Genomic DNA, 20,285 nt, shown 5'->3' with positions numbered 1-20,285 from the left:
ATGTTCTGGATATATACATTACTCTTGTTGATGGTTCTAGTTGGTATTTACACTATCTCTGCACTGATTTTCGATTTTTACATACTAATCAATGCTAGAAGAATTTGGGCTGAGGTAGTAGAAGTTAATACTATTGAAAAATCAGTCTCAGGGCTAGAAGATTACAGTTTATTTACTTTGAGGATAAAGTATTCTTATACCGTAAATAGCAAGGAATATACTTCTACTAGTATCAATGCTTTTTTTGACTTTACTAGAGAAAGTAAAACAGATATTTTAGAAAATATAAAAATTACTGACAATCATATAAAAATTTACGTATTAAAATCATTTCCACAAATATCTATGACAAGCCCTCTCAAAGTAAACAAGAAAATCTTAGCTATTGCTATAACTATAGGTATCATCCTTCCAAGCATTTTGAGTTATCTTCTCATAGAGAACCAAACTATTTTTGATATATTATCAAGTGTTCTTAATTAGACTAACGTTAATACATGAAGAGTTGTATTTTATTGGAAACGATAGTCATAGATGCATAAGAGCTCTCTCTGGGAAAGAGGTTTTTGATACATAATGATCTGAGTTATGAAGCTTACATTAGATTCTTGCTAAAATCCCTATTGTGGGTAGGACTCATGTTTTTATTAATTGTTGGTTGATTATTATCATAGATACAATAGGCGCATGTTTTAGTGCTATGAACGTTGACTTATTCGGCTCACACTAGCGATTAACGCTACCATCACTACACCCATAATAATCAAAATACCAGACATCATATGCGCCGCCTCATAGTTAAGGGCCTCTACTTGCTCATATATCGCAATCGATACTACTTTAGTTTCGCCTGAGATGCTGCCGCCTATCATCAGTACAACCCCAAACTCCCCAATGGTATGAGCAAAGCTTACCAAACTACCCAAAATAATACCCACGCGCGCTTGCGGTAAAGCCACTTTCATAAACCGTCGCATACGACTTGGTTCTAGGAGATGAGCGACTTCCGTGACACTTTGCGGAATACGCAAAAACTGTGCATAGACAGGCTGTATATAAAAAGGCAATGAGTAAATAATAGAACCAATGACCAGACCTTCAAAGGTAAAAATTAGCGGGCTAATATTATGTTCGCTTAACCATTTACCGATACCCATACTAGGACTGAGCAGTAACAGTAGATAAAATCCAATCACGGTAGGTGGTAGCACCAGAGGCATCGCAATGATGCCCATGAGCAGTACCTTAAGACGTCCTATTGCTTTTATACGGTTCGGCTTAGCCAACCAGTAAGCGATAGGCGTTGCAAATAGTAATAGACATAAGGTAGTCACACAAGCGAGCTTAATGCTCACCCAAAATGGACTGAGCATATCTGACATAAGAGACTGGTCGATCATATAATGTCACTGCTCGTTCTGTGATGAGAGGATTTAGGGTCTGTTGAACATTCAAGTAACCCTAGTCTAACGTATTACTGAACGGTCAGATAGCCTGCTTGTAAGAAGTGCTGCTGCCCTGCTTTCGAGCGCAGGTAGTCGGTGAAGTCTGCTGCTTGGTCAATGTTATTAACGATTATCCCATCTTGTAAGATAGCTGGATAAGACGTTGGCAGCAAAGTAATAAATTGCTCAGGCTTGGCTTTAATCGCAACAAGCTGAGACTGTGCTACAAAACCATAGTCCACACTACCCGTATGCGCATATTGAAACGCTTGACCGATATTCTCTGACTGTATCAAACTTTTCTGAGCATTCAACTTATCATACATATTTTGTGATTGCAGATAGGCTTTTGCAGAGGCACCATAGGGAGCAAGGTCAGGGTTCGCAATAGCTACCTTGCTGTCCTGAGTAAAGTCAGCACTGGTAAACACATCACCCAGCGATGTTGGCGTAAAATCGTCTAAAGGTTTGGTGACACTATAGAGTGCTAATTGACCTCTGGTATACGTAAAAGGCTTGGTTAGTTTATGCTCTTTACTAGTAACATCAGCTGAATTTTCATCAGCCAATTTAGCAGGAAAATCTTGATTGGCAGACAAAAATATATCATACGGTGCCCCTGCTTTGATTTGCGCATACAACTTACCAGAAGAGGCATAAGTAACTTCAATATCTGAGATACTTGAAACATTTTGGACAGATGAGCTGCTATCAGCCTGATAGCTATCAATAATATGAGGGAGTACATCAGATAAGTTAGCAGCCGCAGCGATACGCAAAGTCTGGGCTGGTTCAGTGGTATCAGCAGCAAGCGTCGTATTGGCGTCTTTGTCTTGCGTACACGCACTTAGTGACAATAGCAGACAAGCAGATACACAGACAGCAACTAATGACTTAACCATTATTGCTGAGCCATTTAGATGAGTCGTCTTCGTAGTATTCTTGCTTCCACACAGGAATATCCGCTTTGATGGTATCTAATATCCAGCGACAAGCATCAAATGCTGGATAACGATGCGCTGACACTACCCCTACCCACACAGCTACGTCGCCAATCTCTAACGCACCGATACGATGTATCGCAATAGCATGCGTAATTTCAAAACGCTTTTTGGCTTCTTCTACAATGGCGCGACCTTGATTGATGGCCAAATCCTCATAACCATAATAGGTAAGGCTATCAACGCTCGCGGCATTATTATGGTTGCGCACTCGCCCTTCAAAGCAAACAAACGCGCCGCAGCTGTCATTATCTAACGTACTTTTTAGCCTATCTTCGTCTATAGCAATATCTAGTAGCGCAAAACCATCACGCTCAGCGATAAGGTAAGCCTCGTCAGCACTACGTTTGATGCTCATTGAATGATCGTGGACATTGTCGGTCATTTTTCTTCTCTATTTATTATTTTTTCTTTGTAACCACTGAATAGCTACTGACACTGGATAGCCACTGACAAAATGGACACTAGTAAACGCTTATCTAACCACCAGCGACTGGCGTGATGAAAACCACGCTATCACCATCATTTATCTGGTCAGTCCATTTAGCAAAGTAGTCATTTACTGCAACACGTAGCTCCGACTGCGGACGGCTAAAGCGATGCTTTTGACTAAGCTGTTCGTATAGTTCAGTCAATGACGTATCTTGCTGTACGCTTACTGTCTCTTGCTGACAATTGGCCTCATCAGCCAAACTGGCAAAATACATGACATTAATATTCATCGTTGATTCGATATCAGTTGTCATATCGATAGCACTCATAAACCTCTCCATCTTATACAAGCTTCCTTGCTTGGTACTTAGCATATTTTTAATAATTGATTAATTGATTGACGACGCACTCTGCAATGTTGTCATTTTAAGCATGACTGTAATCTGACTTACCACCTGTCTTCTTAACCAAATGAATATTATCTATAACGATGTCATGTGATAGCGCTTTGGTCATATCATAGATAGTTAAGCAGGCTACACTGACTGCTGTTAGCGCTTCCATCTCGACCCCTGTCTTATGCGTAACCTTGACTACAGCACTAACCGTAATACTACTAAGCGCGTCGTTGTACTCAAAGCTCAAACCTATCTTGTCTAGCGGTAGTGGATGACAAAGCGGTATAAGATCATGAGTGCGTTTGGCCGCCATGATACCAGCGATATGAGCTGTTTGCGTGATGCTGCCTTTTTTGGTCATCCCATCAGCCGCTTTAATCTGCGCATAAATCTCACTGGGAAAGCGTACTTGTCCAGTGGCATTGGCTTCTCGCATCGTTGCTGTCTTACCGCTGACATCGACCATGGTAATATCACCATCACTATCTAAGTGAGATAAAGTAGATTGCTGATTTATCTGAATGCTGTCACTCATTTATATAACCTTTCTTATGTGATATTTTTATTATTTTGGTAGAGCAGCAAATGCCTGCTTAAAATCTTCAGGCGTATTGAAGTTGGTTAGATTCTGCCACTCTTTGGTAAATGGTACGGAGTGTACAAAAGGTTGAATAAACTGCACCACTCTACGCTGTCCGCTATCTATATAGTTTTTCAAATCACGCTCAATGCTCAACTGATACAGCCCTAATAATGGATATAAGTGACTATCATCTTTTAAGCAAATTACTTTTTTGTCAGCAGCAAGGCTCATTTCACATTGTAATTTCTGCCACAAGTCAGTTGCTGGTATTAAGCTATCACAGCTGATAACCAGTAACCACGATGCTTGTACGTTTTTTGATACGTCTGAATCATTCAAGCTGATCAAATTGTTCAATGTTTGTAAGGCTGATTCGATAGCAACCAATGCACCGCCAGTTTTGATCTGCTCATCATGCTTGTTAGAGTCAATATCAACATCATAATCAGCAATATGAATAATAGGCACATTAGGGCTTTCTGAATGGATATCTAAACCAGCTTGAAAGCCGCGACCATTATCTGCAATCAATATAGGAACTTGTAACTTACTCGCATGGCGAACATGATAGTCTAGCAGCTGCTCACCTGACGGTAGCGTCAACATAGCCTTAGCCGTTCCCATGCGCTTGGATGCCCCGCCTGCCAAGATAACCACACCTGCCAAACCATCCAGATTATTTGAGCAATCTGTTACTATGCTATTACCTGTCAGGCTTGACTGTATATTACTCATAGCTCAATTATTTATAACTCAATCATGGCTAGGATTTTGTGCCAAAAAATGCGGCACGAAATTGCACGGACGAGTACGACTATCAAACTGATCCTTTAAGATATTTTCCCAACCCGTACGGCAAGCACCAGAAGAGCCTGGTAGACAGAATATACCCGTACCATTGGCCATGCCAGCAACTGCTCGCGATTGTACGGTAGACATACCGATTTCATCTTTTGAGATTAGACGGAACATTTCACCAAAACCATCGATTGATTTATCAAACAGTACACTCACAGCTTCTGGCATACTATCTCTGATGAAGAACCCTGTGCCGCCTGTAGTAATGACCGCATGAACGTCTGAATCAGCAATCCAGCCACTAATGACTGCGCGAATCTGGTAAATATCGTCGGTGATTAATTGACGATCTGCTAAATGATGCCCTGCTTCGGTCAAGCTATCTACTAAGTACTGGCCTGACGTATCTTCTGCCAGCGTACGGCTATCAGAAACAGTCAATACAGCAATATTAAGTGGTGTAAATTGTGTAGCAGGCTTACTCATAAATAATCCTTTATAGATGTCATTTTATAATTGTATTAAAGATCCGTTGTATCAAAAAAAGCTATGTTAAAAACGATTGCATTGGAAACCGTTTATATCAGCGTCATGATTGCAGACTCAAAACATCTTAACCACCGATTATCGATAGATTGTGCATGATGCCACTGTTAGAATCATGCAAATGATGATGCTCAGGCTTGATTGGCATAAAGCTATGTAAAGTGTTTACCAGTCCTTGGATATCGTCTTGCTGTAAGTATGGACGGATATCATAGTTGCCTTGATCAAACAGACACAAATGCACCTTGCCTTGGCTGCTTACGCGCAAGCGGTTACAGGTATCACAGAAGTGCGCGGCATATGGGGCAATCATACCGATACGACCGACATATTCAGGGTGACTGTACTCTACTGCTGGACCATCGGCACTACCGCGCTCGTGCGGCTGCCAGCCGTTTTCTAACAAGTAATCAGTGATAATATCAGACTGAGCATGCTGAGCAAAAAACAAATCGCTATTATCACTGGTCTGCATAAATTCGATAAAGCGATAGGTCACTTGTCTGTCTTTGACATAGTCGATCGCCGTGACTAAGTTCTCAAAAGCAGTCTCTGCCATCAAGACACTATTTATTTTCAGTTTGATATCAGTCGTTTCTAATAATGTATCCATGTCAGCCAATATCTGCGGCAAGGTATCAAAGCCTGTCATTTTATGAAAGGTAGCGGCATCGAAGCTGTCCATACTGATATTGAGCTGATCAAGTCCAGCAGCTTGCCAACTGGCTATATGTTTACCCAATTTATAACCGTTACTGGTCATCGCAACTGTCTCGATACCGTCAGTCTGCTTAATCGTTTCGATGATTTCGACAACATCACGACGAATAGATGGCTCACCACCTGTAATTCTAACTTTTTTAGTACCTACTTGAGCAAAGCCACTCACCAAGGTGGCAATTTCAGAGATACTCAGCTCATCATCAGGGCGCTTACCTTGATAGCCATTTGGCAGGCAATACTCACAGCGAAAATTACAGAAGTCAGTAATAGACAGACGCAAGTAGGTCAGACGCCGTGCAAACCCATCGGTTAGCGGCTGGTGATAGTCACTCATCTGCTCAGTAGGCACGACCAAGGAAGGCTCTATGTAGCCGTCAGATAATGCCGGTGCCAAGCTCGGTGAATACAGTTGCGGGCTATCTATTTTTTGTTTGTCATCTATGTTTTCATCAATCATATGTTACTGCCATCAGTACTGCTTACTATAAGCACTACTTTGTTATTCGTGTTTAGCATACCAGTGTAAGGTTGCTCTTCAGCTCTGTGCGACCACCTTACAATAAATTGGCAAACGATGAATTAGCGATGTAGCCAAGGAAACGGTTGTACAACGACGTCATTACCAGCTGCTACGTTCCCACTGTCTTTGTCCAATACAATAAAGCAATTGGCGCGGCTCAGCTGTTTGATTCTATGTGACTGCTGTCTTGAAAAGCACTCAACTTGATAATGACCTGTATCGTCTCGTGACAGTACGCCACGCTGAAAGTCTTTGCGGCCAGGAGATTTTCTGATATCACTGATAAGTTTGGCCTTAATAGTTAGCGGCATCGGCTGCTCTGATACGCTAGCACCTGACATTTGCCACAACGCAGGTATCACAAACTGTAGCGTACCCACAACCGTAGAAAGCGGATTACCCGGCAGGCCAAAATACAATACTGGCTTATCGAGATTTTTATTTAACTCGCCAAATACAAAAGGCTTACCAGGCTTCATCGCCACTTTATAATGGTTAATTTGACCTAGCGTTTCGATCACCGTGGTCAAAAAATCATAGTCACCAACTGAGACACCTGCAGTAGATATTAGTACATCACAGTCCTGCATGGCCTCATTGACTGCGACAGTTGTCTGCTCTAAGTTATCAGGGATAATGCCATAATCACGAATAATGATAGGCAGATCTGACAGCAGGCTTTTGAGCGTTGGAGTATTAGAGTTATATATTTGGGCTAGACTTTGTAGCTCATTACCAATAGCTACGAGTTCATCACCTGTTGCCAACACGCCTACGACAAGCGGCTGGAACACGTCAACATGGCTAATACCAAGGTTGGCGAGTAAGCTAATATCTGCAGGATTGAGTCGTTTACCGATTTTTAAAACGGCTTCACCAGACTCAATCTCTTCGCCCTGTGAGCGGATGTTATTGTCAACTTTGGCCGTTTGCGTGAGCATGATGTTATAAGGTTGAGATTTATCAACGGTCGCTTTGATATCTGCAAAATTTGTATTCTCTTGCATAATGACCGTATCACAGCAATCTGGTACGACTGCACCCGTAAAAACCCGTACCCCTTGCCCTGCCGCTGTCTCACCAGTATAAGCACTGCCAGCTTGCGACTCACCAACGATTTCGATAGTACTGTTTTCTGATAACTCACTACCTTTGGCAATCGCATAACCATCCATCGCAGATAGATTTTGCCGCGGCACATCAAAGGGTGAAGCAATATCTTGAGCCAATATATGGTTTAGGCTGCCCAGCAACTCTAGAGTGTTAACGGCTCTTTTTTGTAGTGGAAAGTCAGTAATATGATAATTATCTATCCGTTGCTGTATCGCAGCTTGTAGCTCTTCCATGGTAATCATAAGGTTACGCTCTTTCTATTGTTCTAATTATTTATAATCGAAACTGTTATTTAAAATGGTCACTAAAAACTATGAGTAAAAGTCATCGTCAAAAAACACATTATCTAGAGTCTATCATTCAAAGTATCAACTTTCTTGTATTAACCTTGTCCTGATAAGTTTTGAATAAAGCCAGATTGAACTGGTCTCAATATTTGATATTTATTGCATTGTCAATTGTGTTAAAGATGTCAGCAAAACCAGACATAGATTGAGACAAAAAAAGCACCTTGGCAAGGTGCTTTTTGTAGAACAAAGTAAATTATCGTTTGATAACTAATGGCTAATTAATAATGGCTAAGCACGATTAAAAAGAGCCGCTTTTATACAATGTATAAACACCGTCAGCCTACCTCACCATCCAGCCAATGAAGACGCACTGTTTTGAGTAATAAATCCATCTGGCGTTTGACCATTATCTGCTTGCCAGCGCTGGAATGCCATACGAGTATTGGTACCAACGATACCATCAGCGCCTTTGGTATCGTAACCCATACTAGTCAACCGACGTTGTAGGTTAGTCACTTGCGTAGTCGATAATGGACGCTCATAACGAGGCCAAGATTTTTGCAAACCGCTTTGCCCATCAATCGTTTTGCCTAGCAGACTAACGCCCAATGCATAGCTTGATGAGTTGTTATAGACTTTGATCACATCAAAGTTTGGGCTCAGCAATAATACTGGACCGTCTTTACCAGCGGGTAACCATAGCTCCATCTGAGTATTGGCATCTAAGTAAACGTCCGCTATCGTATCGACACCCATCGCCGCCCATCTAGCAGCAGGTTGTTTACTACCAACCACTGAGTAATCAAACGAGGCTGGCACAGTTGCTTCATAAAAAGGCGCTAAGCCACGAACCCAACCTGAGTTACTAAGATAGTTGGCCGTCGAGGCTAGTGCATCACCAGTAGCCCAAGGATTACGATGCCCATTGCCATCACCATCGACCCCTTGTTTGAGCCAAGTCTCAGGGATAAACTGGGTTTGTCCCATACCGCCTGCCCAAGAACCGTCGAGCTGTGACCATGATACGTCACCGCGTTGTAGCAGTGTCGCTAACGATAGCAACTGCGTTTCAGCAAACTCTTGACGACGACCATCATAGGCAAGGCTGGCAAGCGAACTTGGCAGATCGCTATTGCCGGTCACAGCACCGTACGATGACTCCATACCCCATATCGCAGCGATAATCTCTGCATTAACCCCATATTGAGACTCTAGCTGAGACAAATAAGCACGCTGCTCAGCAAATTTGCGCTTTCCTACACTGACGCGCCCACTTGATACCGCAGAATCTACGTATTCCCACGGCATCTTAGAAAACTCAGGCTGACCTGAATCTAATGAGATGACTTGCTGATTTAGATAAGCAGAATCGAGCAATCGACCAATTACTTGGGCATCATAGCCTGACGATATGGCACGCATAGAAAAGTCTGACTTCCAATCAGAAAAGCTACTGTAGCTAGGCTTGGGCGCAGGCTGCGGTTTTACGACTGGCGCAGGTGTTGGTTTGACCTGAACGGTTTGGGTTTGAGTAATCTCAACGCCGCCTTGACGAACAGGCTTACTTTGCATTGCCTGCTGGCTTGTACACCCGACCATCACTAATGCTGGCATAAGGGTGAGGTATTGCTTTTTTAATCTCATAAAAAATCTCAAACATGAATAAATAAAATGGCTCACAATGGCCAAGCTATCCGTAGCTATTATTTAAGTCTAACGCCCAAGTACGCTACGTGGGTCAATAGGATTACCATTTAAGCGAACTTGAAACTCTAAGCCTACCTCATTGGTCTGACCACTGCTGCCCATACTAGCAATACGTTGACCACGCTGTACTGTATCACCCTCTTGCACCAATAATTGGCTATTGTGCGCGTAGGCTGTGATGTAGTTATCACTATGACGAATCATAATTAGATTGCCATACTCTGGCAGACCGTTGCCTGAGTAAAGCACAGTTCCTGATTGGCTGGCAAGTACTGGATCACCAACCTTGCCCGCAAACCACATTCCCATATTGCCCGCAGCAGGGTCAATATTACGAGTCACTGGGTTGCGCGTAGGATAATCATAACCAGAGGTCGAGTTGGCAGTGGCTTCATAAGCTGGGGTTTGAGATTGGGTCACAGGTGGCGTATAAGTTGGCTGCGTTTGAACTGGGGCACTGTAGCTATTGTTACTTGCAGTGGTTGCTGCATTGCCTTGCCATAGTTTGAGCCATTGCCCACTATAGATAGTATATTTACTATCTAGATTGTTCATCGCTCCGATTTGGCGGTAGTTCAGACGATAGCGCGCTGCAATCTGGCTGACCGTATCGCCGCGTTGTACACGGTGATAGTTAGGGACGCCTTGCGCGTTAGTAATAATCTTAGGACCTGCTTGGTTTGCTGACTGATAGGTAGGCTTCGTTGCACAGCCGACGACAGATAGAGTAGCGACTGCCATAGTACCAATCAACGCGGCTTTAACAAGGTGCGATCCAGCTATGATTTTTTTCATACAAGGTTCCTATTCTTTGTGTTGCTCATTCATTGTTTAATCATTCAAAAGCTCTTAATGCCATACAAGAGTCTTTTGATATTCTCATAACACGTCAGTGTTTAATAAGCCGGTATGGATTATATCTTATAGAATTTATAGCGCGAGTGTTGATAATCTATCCAGCGCTGCCGTTGGCGTATGGTGTAGGCGTACTGGTGATAAACTGACATACCCTGCCGCTACAGCCTGATAATCTGTCATCACATCTTGCTTCGCTTGTACCGCATCTATTGAAGTCTCTAATGGTCGCTCATTTTTACCTTTTCGTAGAGACAACCAGTACGCATCTCGGCCGCGTGGGTCTATCATATGGCGTACTGGCTGAACAGCCTGCTTATGGCCTAGCGAGGTTATTTTTCGACCCTTAATATCATCGGCATGCTGCACTTCAGGAATATTAACGTTTAATACATGATAGGGCAAACTTTTGAGCATCTCTAAAACCGAAGTCTCAGTAAGCAGTTTGACGATTTCATATGCGGCCACTTGATAATCACTGGCTGATTCTTGCCCGCCGTTTTTGACACCTCCGCCTACCAAAGACGTTGCTATAGCAGGGATACCAGATAGTTGCGCAGTCAATGCAGCACCGAAAGTACCAGAGAACATCACATCCTGTCCAAGGTTAGCCCCTGAGTTGATACCTGTAATCACGCAGTCAAAGTCACTATCACGATATAACTCATGTATTGCTAGATAAACACAATCAGCTGGTGAGCCATTTACCGCTATAAATCCAGAAGGCAGCTGATGCGTATGCAGTGGTCTTGAGACACTCAACGCGCTGGCATAACCGCTTTGTTCATCGTTCGGGGCGACGACCACTACTTCACCAATCGTCGATAATGCCTGAGATAGTGCCAATAATCCTGGCGCATACACACCGTCATCATTACTAATTAAAAATCTCATTTCTGCTCAGTATATGGTTAATATTTTATTAGCTGTCTTTTTACATCTCTATTTGATAATTCTGCTATCGTGCCATGTCTGTTAAAGATAGCCATCAAAGAACGATGCCCATATCTAAAATGAAAACATGATACTCTAATTTTCCAATGACATGACGCCTTAGTCTAACGAAAAAGAGTCATTTTGATAGCATGGGCGATTATAACTGAATAATATAAAGACACTAACCCTGTCTTTAGCGAAGTATCATGCTCTTCTTATGCTAGTAATTATACGATGAAAATAGCGTAACAAGATCTGTGTCAAACGAATAACAACCAGTAGATTAAGCATTGCGTTACAATACGCAACACCCCACAACAATACAAACCGATGTACTGATACTGAAGTAACGTCATTAGGGTATGCTACTGATATGTTGCTAAAAAATGGTTTTGGCTCACAAGATATCTACACATAAATCAATATTTTATGTGACTTTTGTTTTTTTACCGATTAACATATGACCATTAAATAAAGACGAGCGAGTGTAATACTGAATGAATAAACAATCGATATTATCTATAGCTTCTGTGATAGCAAATACTGCCTCAAAAGTTGGGATTGCAGGACTGATAACGTCTGTTGCTATGCTGTCTCAAGCTTCTAATGCTGCGAATAACTCTGGCACTACCATTCCGCTAGACATGTCTGGTATTAACATTACCAAGCACGAAATTGCGGTGATGCAGGTACTATCAGAGATATGCCCACCAATGCTAAATGGTAAGCAAAAACAGCGGTTCTATAAGTCGTACACCGTACAGCTTCATGAGCTAATGCCTTCTCTAGAAGATCCAAAAGCGGCTATTCAATACCTATCTACACAGCAAGACTATCGCCAGATACTACAAGGTATTCGTAGTTGGACGATGGGATTCTCAAAGCAAGAAAACAAAGCACTATGTGAAGATTTGGCAAACGCGGATTACTAGAAGATTCATTAGTTTGACTCAACGACTAGCGTCATCTGCTTAGCTTATTAATAATATTGGTATCAATGATAATAAAATAAAAGCTATGTACTCTTTATAACATCGGTTAAGCAAACATTATCAACTGGTTGTCTAGGTATCTGTAGCATCAAAGCTTGCTGTCACTTTACTTGTTATTTACAAGCAGTGCAGCAGGCTTTTTTGTGAGCGTTAAATTTTTATTACAGAGACTGGTCAGATGCTAGTCAGAACAAATATATGATAGGTCTTCATTTTTCTTTTCAAACTTGCCTTATTTTTGCATTTATCGATTCCCCATCGGTAGTCATTTTGCTAAGATAAGGCGTTAATTTTATGTCTATTGTGTAGGCGTTACTATTTTCGTCGATACATTATTTTAAACACTGCATTTAAGACATGCTGCTTAAAATAATGTATGGAAATAGGTACAAAACATAAGCGATAGATACATTTGGTTCCATGATGCGGTGTAATGATATATGACAGTAAAGCGTGTAAAAAATCAGCTGATACAGCTGGTAGTTGGTGTAAGTATCTCGATGAGTGCAGTAGTGGCAAACGCAGCCATTCAACCACCTGAAATGGACAATACTGCCTATGTGTTGATGGACTATAACACTGGCGAAATTTTGGCTCAAAAGAACGCCAATGAGGCGCTGCCGCCAGCATCTCTGACTAAGATGATGACCAGTTATATTATTGAGCAACGCTTAGCATCAGGCGACTTGAAAGAAGATGAACAGGTATTGATGAGTCCAAACGCGTGGTGCCGTGGTAGTAGCAGCCAATCTTGTATGTATGTGCCTGTGAACAAAACCGCCAGCGTCATCGATATGCTACGCGGTATTATCATTCAATCAGGTAATGATGCATCAAAAGCCATGGCTGAACATATTGCTGGTAGCGAAGCCTCGTTTGCAATCTTGATGAACGAACAAGCGCAAAAAATTGGCATGGAGAACTCTAACTTTGTCAATGCTACCGGTATGCCTGATGAAGGTCATTTAGCATCTGCTTTGGATTTGTCTAAACTTGCTCGCGCTATTATCAAAAACAGTGGCGACTACTATAGTATCTACGCAGAAAAAGAGTTTACTTATAACGGTATTACCCAAGGTAACCGTAATGCTCTGCTGATTACTGACCCAACCGTTGATGGCTTAAAAACGGGCCACACTGATGCGGCAGGCTACTGCTTAGTAGCATCAAGCAACCGTGAAGGCATGCGCCTAATCTCTGTCATTATGGGTACCAAGAGCCAACAGGCTCGCGCCGATCAGTCACGCGAACTACTTAACTGGGGTTTTGGGCACTTTACAACGGTTACTAAGGCGCCTGCTGGACAGTTCGTTAGCAAGCTTCCAGTATGGTTTGGAGAAGCTGACGAGGTAGAACTGGCAACTGGCGACAACTTGCAAATTCTAACCAGCAAAACCCAGAAAAATAAAATCACTACAGTGGTCGATATTCCTGAGAGCTTAGAAGCACCGATTAAAAAAGGTCAGGAAGTTGGTAAAATGATGGCTGTAATCGATGGTAAAGCGGTAGCCTCAGTTCCAATTATCGCAACCAATGATATCGAACAGTCAGGCTTTATGAGCCGTACGTGGGAACATATCGTACGCTGGGTAAAAAATCTTTTCTAAGAGAATCCTTTAGAAAGCAATTCTAGCTAAAAACTGTTTAAAAAAAGACGCCTTAAAATGGGCGTCTTTTTTTTATACCTATTTTAGGTCTAAAGTGCTTTGATACTGAAAAGTCGAAAATACGAGAAATGCTACCTAGCAAAATAAACCTAACTAGGAACACCGATTTAGTAGAATCGTACTACATCTAAACCAACCATTGTTTTAATAAGTCGCTTAACGCTTTGTCTTTATAAGTAGCAATATGACAATAGTCAACGCCAGCTGCTTTTAAACCATACTCAAAACTGTCTACATAGCGCGCCCGATGCTGCGGATACCAATATACCAATAACGCCCGATGCTCGCTCTTACTACCCTCATCGCTTTCATACTGACGAATGCGTTTGGCCAGCATCTCAGCTTTTTCTGGGAAAACATCTTCAGCAAACATGACCATGTCAACTTTCTGCTTACGCATCTCCTCTATGACGAGTTGGTTACCTTGGCGACAAATAATCGTAGCTCCTAGGTATTCCAGTTCCTCTAACAAGGAGCCTGTCTCATGATAGTAATAATAAATAATCGTTAGGCCAGACAATAAGCGCTGCTGTTTTGATTGCTGTTGATTGGGCATCGCTATGGTCAGTGTAAACTGTGTACCTACACCAAGCACACTATCAACATCTATAGTAGCACCCATAAGCTGTGCCATTTGTCTAACGATAGGTAAGCCAACCCCTGAGCCTTCATACTGGCGAGTTTGCGACGAATCCACCTGAAAGAACGGGTTAAATATATCGTCTAGGTGCTCATTATCGATACCAATACCCGTATCTTTCACGCTAATCTGCCAGCGATTACTCTTATTAAAATGTGTCAGTTGCGACGTAATCGTAACTTTTCCAACAGGCGTGAACTTAATCGCATTATTGAGCAGTATCGATAGTATCTGATGTATTTTTTCTGAATCACCATATAGGCTATAGTCTATATGATGAATATTACTAATCAGCTCTAGCCCTTTTTGCGTAGCTGTATTTTCAAACTTAGCTAGCAGATCAGCGATTAACTGTAATGGGTTAAACTCATTTTTATGAATTCTTATTTGACCTTTTTGGATCTGGTTCAACTGTATAATATGATCTAAAGACAATACCAATTTATCACTACCACTACTGATAATCTCTACCGCGTCTTTTTGCTCTCTGTTTAGCGCCTCGTGATCCAATAGTTGTAACCCACCTACAATTGCATTCAATGACGTTTTTAACTCATGAGAAATCATGCTTTGAAAGTTATGCAATTGCACATCAAGTGACATATCTTTATTGTGCAATTGCTGTTCAAAGGCCGCAAGGGTTTCATAACCTTGCCGTGCTTCTTGTAAACGGTTGAACAACACAATTAATGCTTTTTTGATTTGGGTCAGTTCTTGAAAATTAAATTGTTGCGGAATGACTGGTAATTGCTCTAGATTTGCGTTGTTTATGACAATGTCACAAACATCAGTTAATACTTCAATATCTTTAACTGGCCAATTAAGCTTTCTAAAAATATATAAGGCAAATATAACAATCATTACCACTGTTGTTAGCCATAACCACAGGATATTTTGGAACCAATGTAAACGTAGCAATTCTACGTCCATCGTAATATTAATATAACCAATCAATGTGCTATTTTCGGTAGCTATATCAGTCGTCTCATCTGGCACTGACGATTCGCTCATAATGTTTGATAAAGTCAGTGCTAACTGTTGATTGGAATCGGTCTTATCAGATGCCACAATACTGGCATCGAGGTCTTTACTAATCACTGGATAGTTGAAACTGACCGTATGCGCAAATAAAGCATTTTTCCAATCAGCAAGCGACTGGTCTATATCTTCAATTGGCTCAGAGGTGGAATAAAAAACAATACTTTGAATAGTCGGCTCATTTTCTAACAAGATATTAACTTGCTCAGCCACAACATCTGCGCCATCTGCAGTCGATGCGCTAGTCGTTAGTAGCGATGCCAATTGTTGAATATGCTGTTCTTTTTCTTGATAGTGATGCACTAAACCATAAAGAAAAGGCAATAAAAAACCTGCCAGTACTGCCAATACGACAGCTTGTATGACAGAACGCCAGATAAGTACGGGAATGGTTTGAAACGAACGGTTGTTCATATCACTCTACTGAGTCGCGTGCAGCTTTCATTTATAGTACAGGTATTTTAAAGATGTGATAAGTAAAACATTTGAGTATTTTTGAAGCATTGAGACAGCTATTTATAGGCCCAAACTATAGCGTATTAATAGAAAAATGTCATCGCGCTATCGAACGCGATGACATTAATCATAAAGCTAAAAATATAAAGCCTAAAATACAAGGATTAGCGAGGCTTTTTATCTTTGGTAGTAAATTTCTGTGATCTATTACGCTCACGTTGACGCAATTGCTGAGCTTTTGCCTTAGTCGGCGTATCGCTCTTATTCGCATATGGATTGTCATTTTGCTTCAAGATAACGTTAAGCGGTGTGCCTTCTAGCTTAAACACTTGACGGAATTGGTTCTCTAGATAACGCTGATAGCTCTTAGGAAGCGCACTGGTTTGGTTACCATGAATAACAATAACGGGTGGATTGTGACCACCAATATGCGCATAACGCAACTTAATACGACGACCAGCAACGGTCGGTGGCGGGTTGGCCGTCACAGCATCTTGCAAAATCTGGGTCAAACGGTTGGTCGATACTTCAAACATCGAAGATTTATAAGCACGTAAGATAGACGGATATAAATTACCGACACCTGTACCATGCAATGCTGAAATCAAATGTATTTTTACATAAGGAATAAAGCTAAAACGGCGATCCATTTCAAGCTTGATATAGTCTCTTTGATCTTGCGTTAGACCATCCCACTTGTTGATCGCAACGACTAACGCTCGTCCAGCGTCAAGCGCATAACCAATCATATGCAAATCTTGATCTACGATACCTTCGTGAGCATCAATAACAATCACGGTTACGTTAGAATCTTCAATCGCTTGCAAGGTCTTGATGACAGAGAATTTTTCTACTTTTTCATCGATTTTACCACGGCGACGTACACCCGCAGTGTCGATCAAGACATAGTCTCTGCCTTCACGCTGATAGGGAATATAAATACTATCGCGCGTCGTGCCTGGCATATCGAATACCACTACTCGGTCTTCGCCAAGCAGGCGGTTGACGAGCGTCGATTTACCAACGTTTGGACGACCGATAATGGCAAGCTTTAAGCCTCTTGGCTCTACTATGTTTTCTTGCTCAGGCATATCAGCCGTTAGCACTTCAAGCAAATTGCCCACACCGCGACCATGACTGGCTGCCATCGGATACGGCTCGCCCAATCCTAGTGCATAGAACTCGGCAGGCGCTGCATCATGTACACCGTCGACTTTATTAGCAACAACATAGACCGGCTTGCCTAACGTATGCAAAAACTTACCAATTTCAGCATCAGCACCAATCATACCGGCACGAGCATCAACGACGAATACAATAATATCTGCTTCATGGATTGCTGTATGCGACTGCTCAGACATATAGTCATCGATATTACCGCTACCGTCGTCAGCTTCACCGATACCACCCGTATCTACAACGATAAAGGATTTGTCTTCATAAGTTGCATCACCGTACTGACGGTCACGAGTCAATCCTGAAAGGTCAGCGACCAATGCCTGCCGACTTTTTGTGAACTGATTAAATAAGGTGGATTTACCGACGTTTGGACGACCAATTAAGGCGACCACAGGCTTGATACTCATGGGTTACTCTCAGTGAAAGGCACAATGACGGTCAGTACAGTTATTCTTATAACCAGTGACATAACAATAGTAATAGATATGCTGCAATTGACCGTTAATTAAAATGAATGATAGAACAATAGCAAAAATAATAGATGGCTATTTTACGATTAAAAATAGTATATAGGATGGCTTCATTATACCTATTATACATAAATAAGTAGTATATATGGATAGCACATCGGTCGCATAGAGTACGCGAAAGCCTGTATTTAAACAAGCAATTTACACAAGGCACTAAACGCTGACTAAGCAGCGTTTGTGTTTTATAAATGATACTCAAGAATAGGCTTAAGGGCTATAGTGAAATATTACACTTCGTTAATCACCGATAAGCACCTATCTATATAGTTATTAGCGCACTAACTGCCAGATAGCAACTTGTCCTGACGTACTTTGAGTCATTAAACGGCTACCTTGAACTTGCAAGTTGGTCAACGCACCTTTTGTCTCTACACGACTGACAATGCTACCCGTAGCAGGGTTAAACAAGTGCACTACGCCATCGAAATCACCAATGGCGATATAGTTGCCAATCATCACAGGATTGGTGAGATCACGATAAGCCAATTCGTCACTTTCCCATAGCGTCTCACCACTGTTGCGATCATAAGCAACTACTTTGCCATCTAGACTGGTAGCGATAACTTGCTGAGGATTTACCGCCAGTGATTTGAGACTTGCAATTTCATTGACGAACATCACCTGACGTGAGGCCAAATCAATACCTAATAGCTGACCACTATAGCTGATCGCAAACAACTGATTTTTATCTACGATAGGTTTGCCATCGACATCGCTCATGCGCTCAACTTCACTACTACCAGCGCCTACGCCAACACGTCTTGACCATAGCGGAAGACCGTTATCGACAGTAATCGCATGCAGGCGACCATCAGCTGTCGCCAAAAGTGCCGTCTCATTGTCTAATAAAGTTGGCGCAGCGCTACCGCGAACGCTGATAGCAGGTACTTGAGTTGCGAACTGCCATACTGACTGTCCGGTTTGCAGCGACAGACCATGTAAGAAACCATCATTCGCTGATAATACCACACGATTATTGGTAATTAGTGCTGGCGTCAAAACCGAACCTGATAACTGCTGTTGCCAACGCTTTGCACCAGTCGTGCTATCAAACGCCATGACCTTGCCACCACGAGTACTAACGATAGCTGTCTGGCTCAATGCATCTACTGCAACACCGCCGGTAATTTGATCGTCAACATTGATGGACCATACACGCTCACCTGCACTATTAAACCCTGACAGTTCGCCACCGCGTGATGCCGTAACGATTTGACCATTGGCATAGCCAACTTGCAAATCTAGCGGATCCTTTTTGCTGGCTTTTTTGTTGCCAACATCGGTACTAAAAACAGGCTGTAGTACGCTAATCGGCTGAGCGATTTGTACCAATTTTACCGGATCATTAACGACCGGCTTAATACCGCGATTACATCCAATCACTGCCGTGCTCATTACTGCCAGTACGGCCACATGCATGACTGTCTTTTTGATAGTCTTGGTGTTTAACATTTTGCTAGAGCGAATAGATTGAGTCATTGTATGTTCTCACTACAGATAAATTATTATTAATTGGTAAATTGGCCAACGGCAAATTAGTAATCATTAGGTTATATTAAAAAAAGAGCTTTGGATGATTACCAACTCTCAATACTATCCTACTGACTTACTGCCCTGCTTCGACAGCGACTTCGTTCGAGGTATCCATCACTAGCGACGGCTCAGGAGCAGATGGCTCTTGAATAAGACTGGTTTGCTCAGCAATCGGCTCAGCCGTGATACCTAAGCTCTCCATCTTTAATGCCAATACTGCACGCGTTTCTTGACGGCTACGTAATAGCTCCCACGCATTGCTATAAGATTTAATCGCTGAGTCTTTATTGTCTTGTGCTAAGTAAATATCCCCTAGCAGCTCCTGCTGACTTGCTTCAAACGAGCTTGGCATGTCATTGTTTGCTTCTGACAGTGCAGCATCTGTATCACCTGCGGCCAATAACGTTTTTGCATAGCGTAAACGAGTAATCGCTTCTAGACCGGCATCACCCAAATCGATGGCCAATGCTTTTTTGAATGTCTCAGTCGCTGCTGCAAAGTCATCATTGTCTACTTGTTGACGTGCTTTTATCATCAGCGCTTGCCATGCATAAACCGACTCACCGTGCGTACTGACCAAAGTATCAATATCTTTGTCTAGCTGGCTACGACTTTGGGTAAGTGCTTCTTGAGCCTCTGCCTCTAAATCTGGGTTTTGCGAGGCCAATTTAACCTCTTCGTTTAGCTGCTGAATATCAGCATATTGATCGGCGGCGACGGTATCTACTCGCGCATGATTGTTTTGCCAGTATGTCCAACCAAAGTAGGCGGCCAGTGCTAACAAAATCGCAGTGACGATATAACTACCATATTGCTTTAGCGCTTGCATGGAGTTATCTGCATTCGGCGAATTAGGTGTCAGAGCCATATATATTTACCTGATAAAATTTACATTAAATTGCT

At 42.1% G+C, this 20,285-nt stretch carries 19 protein-coding genes; 3 read left to right on the top strand and 16 right to left on the bottom strand.

The genetic code is table 11. The features are described 5' to 3' along the window. On the top strand, positions 1–483 hold the full coding sequence (locus tag B2863_RS03225; protein WP_057759076.1) for a hypothetical protein: 483 nt from the start codon (positions 1–3) through the stop codon (positions 481–483). Positions 484–698: 215 nt separating this feature from the next. Here the strand turns inward: B2863_RS03225 and modB are convergent, their stop codons facing one another. The 12 genes from modB to surE all read right to left on the bottom strand — a co-directional run bounded on the left by modB (position 699) and on the right by surE (position 11,305). Continuing rightward, entirely contained in the window at positions 699–1,400 is a 702-nt protein-coding gene (modB, locus tag B2863_RS03220; RefSeq protein WP_296207467.1) for a molybdate ABC transporter permease subunit, read from the bottom strand. A 74-nt stretch (positions 1,401–1,474) separates the two neighbouring features. After that, positions 1,475–2,347: a molybdate ABC transporter substrate-binding protein gene (gene modA / locus B2863_RS03215; RefSeq protein ID WP_296207465.1), complete on the bottom strand. Its 873-nt coding sequence runs from the start codon at positions 2,345–2,347 to the stop codon at positions 1,475–1,477. Next, on the bottom strand, positions 2,340–2,831 hold the full coding sequence (locus B2863_RS03210; protein WP_296207463.1) for a molybdenum cofactor biosynthesis protein MoaE: 492 nt from the start codon (positions 2,829–2,831) through the stop codon (positions 2,340–2,342). The genes modA and B2863_RS03210 overlap by 8 nt, the downstream gene beginning before the upstream one ends. A gap of 94 nt (positions 2,832–2,925) precedes the next feature. Beyond that, the gene (locus B2863_RS03205) at positions 2,926–3,207 is read right to left on the bottom strand and encodes a MoaD/ThiS family protein (RefSeq protein WP_296207461.1); all 282 of its coding nucleotides are present in this window, start codon (positions 3,205–3,207) and stop codon (positions 2,926–2,928) included. 97 nt (positions 3,208–3,304) lie between these two features. Then, positions 3,305–3,811, bottom strand: a complete 507-nt coding sequence (moaC, locus tag B2863_RS03200; protein WP_296207459.1) for a cyclic pyranopterin monophosphate synthase MoaC — start codon at positions 3,809–3,811, stop codon at positions 3,305–3,307. A gap of 30 nt (positions 3,812–3,841) precedes the next feature. Then, positions 3,842–4,594, bottom strand: coding sequence for a molybdenum cofactor guanylyltransferase (gene mobA, locus B2863_RS03195; RefSeq protein WP_296207457.1), 753 nt, complete (start codon positions 4,592–4,594; stop codon positions 3,842–3,844). Positions 4,595–4,612: 18 nt separating this feature from the next. Continuing rightward, a complete protein-coding gene (gene moaB, locus B2863_RS03190; protein ID WP_296207455.1) occupies positions 4,613–5,143 on the bottom strand; it encodes a molybdenum cofactor biosynthesis protein B in 531 nt (176 codons plus the stop codon). Between the two features lie 127 nt (positions 5,144–5,270). Continuing rightward, entirely contained in the window at positions 5,271–6,383 is a 1,113-nt protein-coding gene (moaA, locus tag B2863_RS03185; RefSeq protein WP_296207453.1) for a GTP 3',8-cyclase MoaA, read from the bottom strand. Between the two features lie 122 nt (positions 6,384–6,505). After that, complete coding sequence (gene glp / locus B2863_RS03180; protein ID WP_296207451.1) at positions 6,506–7,801, bottom strand: gephyrin-like molybdotransferase Glp; 1,296 nt, start codon at positions 7,799–7,801, stop codon at positions 6,506–6,508. Positions 7,802–8,194: 393 nt separating this feature from the next. Next, a complete protein-coding gene (locus B2863_RS03175; protein ID WP_296207450.1) occupies positions 8,195–9,493 on the bottom strand; it encodes a lytic murein transglycosylase in 1,299 nt (432 codons plus the stop codon). Positions 9,494–9,562: 69 nt separating this feature from the next. Beyond that, positions 9,563–10,351, bottom strand: a complete 789-nt coding sequence (locus B2863_RS03170; RefSeq protein ID WP_057759055.1) for a peptidoglycan DD-metalloendopeptidase family protein — start codon at positions 10,349–10,351, stop codon at positions 9,563–9,565. 135 nt (positions 10,352–10,486) lie between these two features. Continuing rightward, entirely contained in the window at positions 10,487–11,305 is an 819-nt protein-coding gene (surE, locus tag B2863_RS03165; protein WP_296207449.1) for a 5'/3'-nucleotidase SurE, read from the bottom strand. A gap of 539 nt (positions 11,306–11,844) precedes the next feature. Between surE and B2863_RS03160 the strand changes: the two genes are divergently transcribed. Together B2863_RS03160 and B2863_RS03155 are read left to right on the top strand one after the other, a co-directional pair. Further along, the gene (locus tag B2863_RS03160) at positions 11,845–12,279 is read left to right on the top strand and encodes an MCR_0457 family protein (RefSeq protein WP_057759051.1); all 435 of its coding nucleotides are present in this window, start codon (positions 11,845–11,847) and stop codon (positions 12,277–12,279) included. A 500-nt stretch (positions 12,280–12,779) separates the two neighbouring features. Further along, entirely contained in the window at positions 12,780–13,946 is a 1,167-nt protein-coding gene (locus tag B2863_RS03155; RefSeq protein ID WP_101206208.1) for a D-alanyl-D-alanine carboxypeptidase family protein, read from the top strand. 187 nt (positions 13,947–14,133) lie between these two features. On the opposite strand, the gene B2863_RS03150 is transcribed toward B2863_RS03155, so the two are convergent. From B2863_RS03150 to B2863_RS03135, 4 genes are all read right to left on the bottom strand, one after another. Next, on the bottom strand, positions 14,134–16,098 hold the full coding sequence (locus tag B2863_RS03150) for a sensor histidine kinase (RefSeq protein ID WP_296207448.1): 1,965 nt from the start codon (positions 16,096–16,098) through the stop codon (positions 14,134–14,136). A 206-nt stretch (positions 16,099–16,304) separates the two neighbouring features. Then, complete coding sequence (gene der / locus B2863_RS03145; protein ID WP_057759046.1) at positions 16,305–17,726, bottom strand: ribosome biogenesis GTPase Der; 1,422 nt, start codon at positions 17,724–17,726, stop codon at positions 16,305–16,307. Positions 17,727–18,119: 393 nt separating this feature from the next. Beyond that, positions 18,120–19,328 carry an outer membrane protein assembly factor BamB gene (bamB, locus tag B2863_RS03140; RefSeq protein ID WP_296207446.1) on the bottom strand — a complete coding sequence of 403 codons (1,209 nt, stop codon included), beginning with the start codon at positions 19,326–19,328 and terminating at the stop codon, positions 18,120–18,122. A 127-nt stretch (positions 19,329–19,455) separates the two neighbouring features. Beyond that, positions 19,456–20,250, bottom strand: coding sequence for a YfgM family protein (locus B2863_RS03135; protein WP_102078151.1), 795 nt, complete (start codon positions 20,248–20,250; stop codon positions 19,456–19,458). Positions 20,251–20,285: the final 35 nt, after the last annotated feature.

The sequence above is a fragment of the Psychrobacter sp. UBA3480 genome (genome assembly GCF_002377945.1).
Classification (GTDB): Bacteria; Pseudomonadota; Gammaproteobacteria; order Pseudomonadales; family Moraxellaceae; genus Psychrobacter.
Note: the sequence above shows the minus strand (reverse complement) of the source record. Positions and strands in the feature narration are given on the sequence as shown.

Coding starts and splice junctions, on each gene's coding strand:
- B2863_RS03225 (WP_057759076.1), top strand. CDS start 1: ATGTTCTGGATATATACATTACTCTTGTTGATGGTTCTAGTTGGTATT.
- modB (WP_296207467.1), bottom strand. CDS start 1,400: ATGATCGACCAGTCTCTTATGTCAGATATGCTCAGTCCATTTTGGGTG.
- modA (WP_296207465.1), bottom strand. CDS start 2,347: ATGGTTAAGTCATTAGTTGCTGTCTGTGTATCTGCTTGTCTGCTATTG.
- B2863_RS03210 (WP_296207463.1), bottom strand. CDS start 2,831: ATGACCGACAATGTCCACGATCATTCAATGAGCATCAAACGTAGTGCT.
- B2863_RS03205 (WP_296207461.1), bottom strand. CDS start 3,207: ATGAGTGCTATCGATATGACAACTGATATCGAATCAACGATGAATATT.
- moaC (WP_296207459.1), bottom strand. CDS start 3,811: ATGAGTGACAGCATTCAGATAAATCAGCAATCTACTTTATCTCACTTA.
- mobA (WP_296207457.1), bottom strand. CDS start 4,594: ATGAGTAATATACAGTCAAGCCTGACAGGTAATAGCATAGTAACAGAT.
- moaB (WP_296207455.1), bottom strand. CDS start 5,143: ATGAGTAAGCCTGCTACACAATTTACACCACTTAATATTGCTGTATTG.
- moaA (WP_296207453.1), bottom strand. CDS start 6,383: ATGATTGATGAAAACATAGATGACAAACAAAAAATAGATAGCCCGCAA.
- glp (WP_296207451.1), bottom strand. CDS start 7,801: ATGATTACCATGGAAGAGCTACAAGCTGCGATACAGCAACGGATAGAT.
- B2863_RS03175 (WP_296207450.1), bottom strand. CDS start 9,493: ATGAGATTAAAAAAGCAATACCTCACCCTTATGCCAGCATTAGTGATG.
- B2863_RS03170 (WP_057759055.1), bottom strand. CDS start 10,351: ATGAAAAAAATCATAGCTGGATCGCACCTTGTTAAAGCCGCGTTGATT.
- surE (WP_296207449.1), bottom strand. CDS start 11,305: ATGAGATTTTTAATTAGTAATGATGACGGTGTGTATGCGCCAGGATTA.
- B2863_RS03160 (WP_057759051.1), top strand. CDS start 11,845: ATGAATAAACAATCGATATTATCTATAGCTTCTGTGATAGCAAATACT.
- B2863_RS03155 (WP_101206208.1), top strand. CDS start 12,780: ATGACAGTAAAGCGTGTAAAAAATCAGCTGATACAGCTGGTAGTTGGT.
- B2863_RS03150 (WP_296207448.1), bottom strand. CDS start 16,098: ATGAACAACCGTTCGTTTCAAACCATTCCCGTACTTATCTGGCGTTCT.
- der (WP_057759046.1), bottom strand. CDS start 17,726: ATGAGTATCAAGCCTGTGGTCGCCTTAATTGGTCGTCCAAACGTCGGT.
- bamB (WP_296207446.1), bottom strand. CDS start 19,328: ATGACTCAATCTATTCGCTCTAGCAAAATGTTAAACACCAAGACTATC.
- B2863_RS03135 (WP_102078151.1), bottom strand. CDS start 20,250: ATGGCTCTGACACCTAATTCGCCGAATGCAGATAACTCCATGCAAGCG.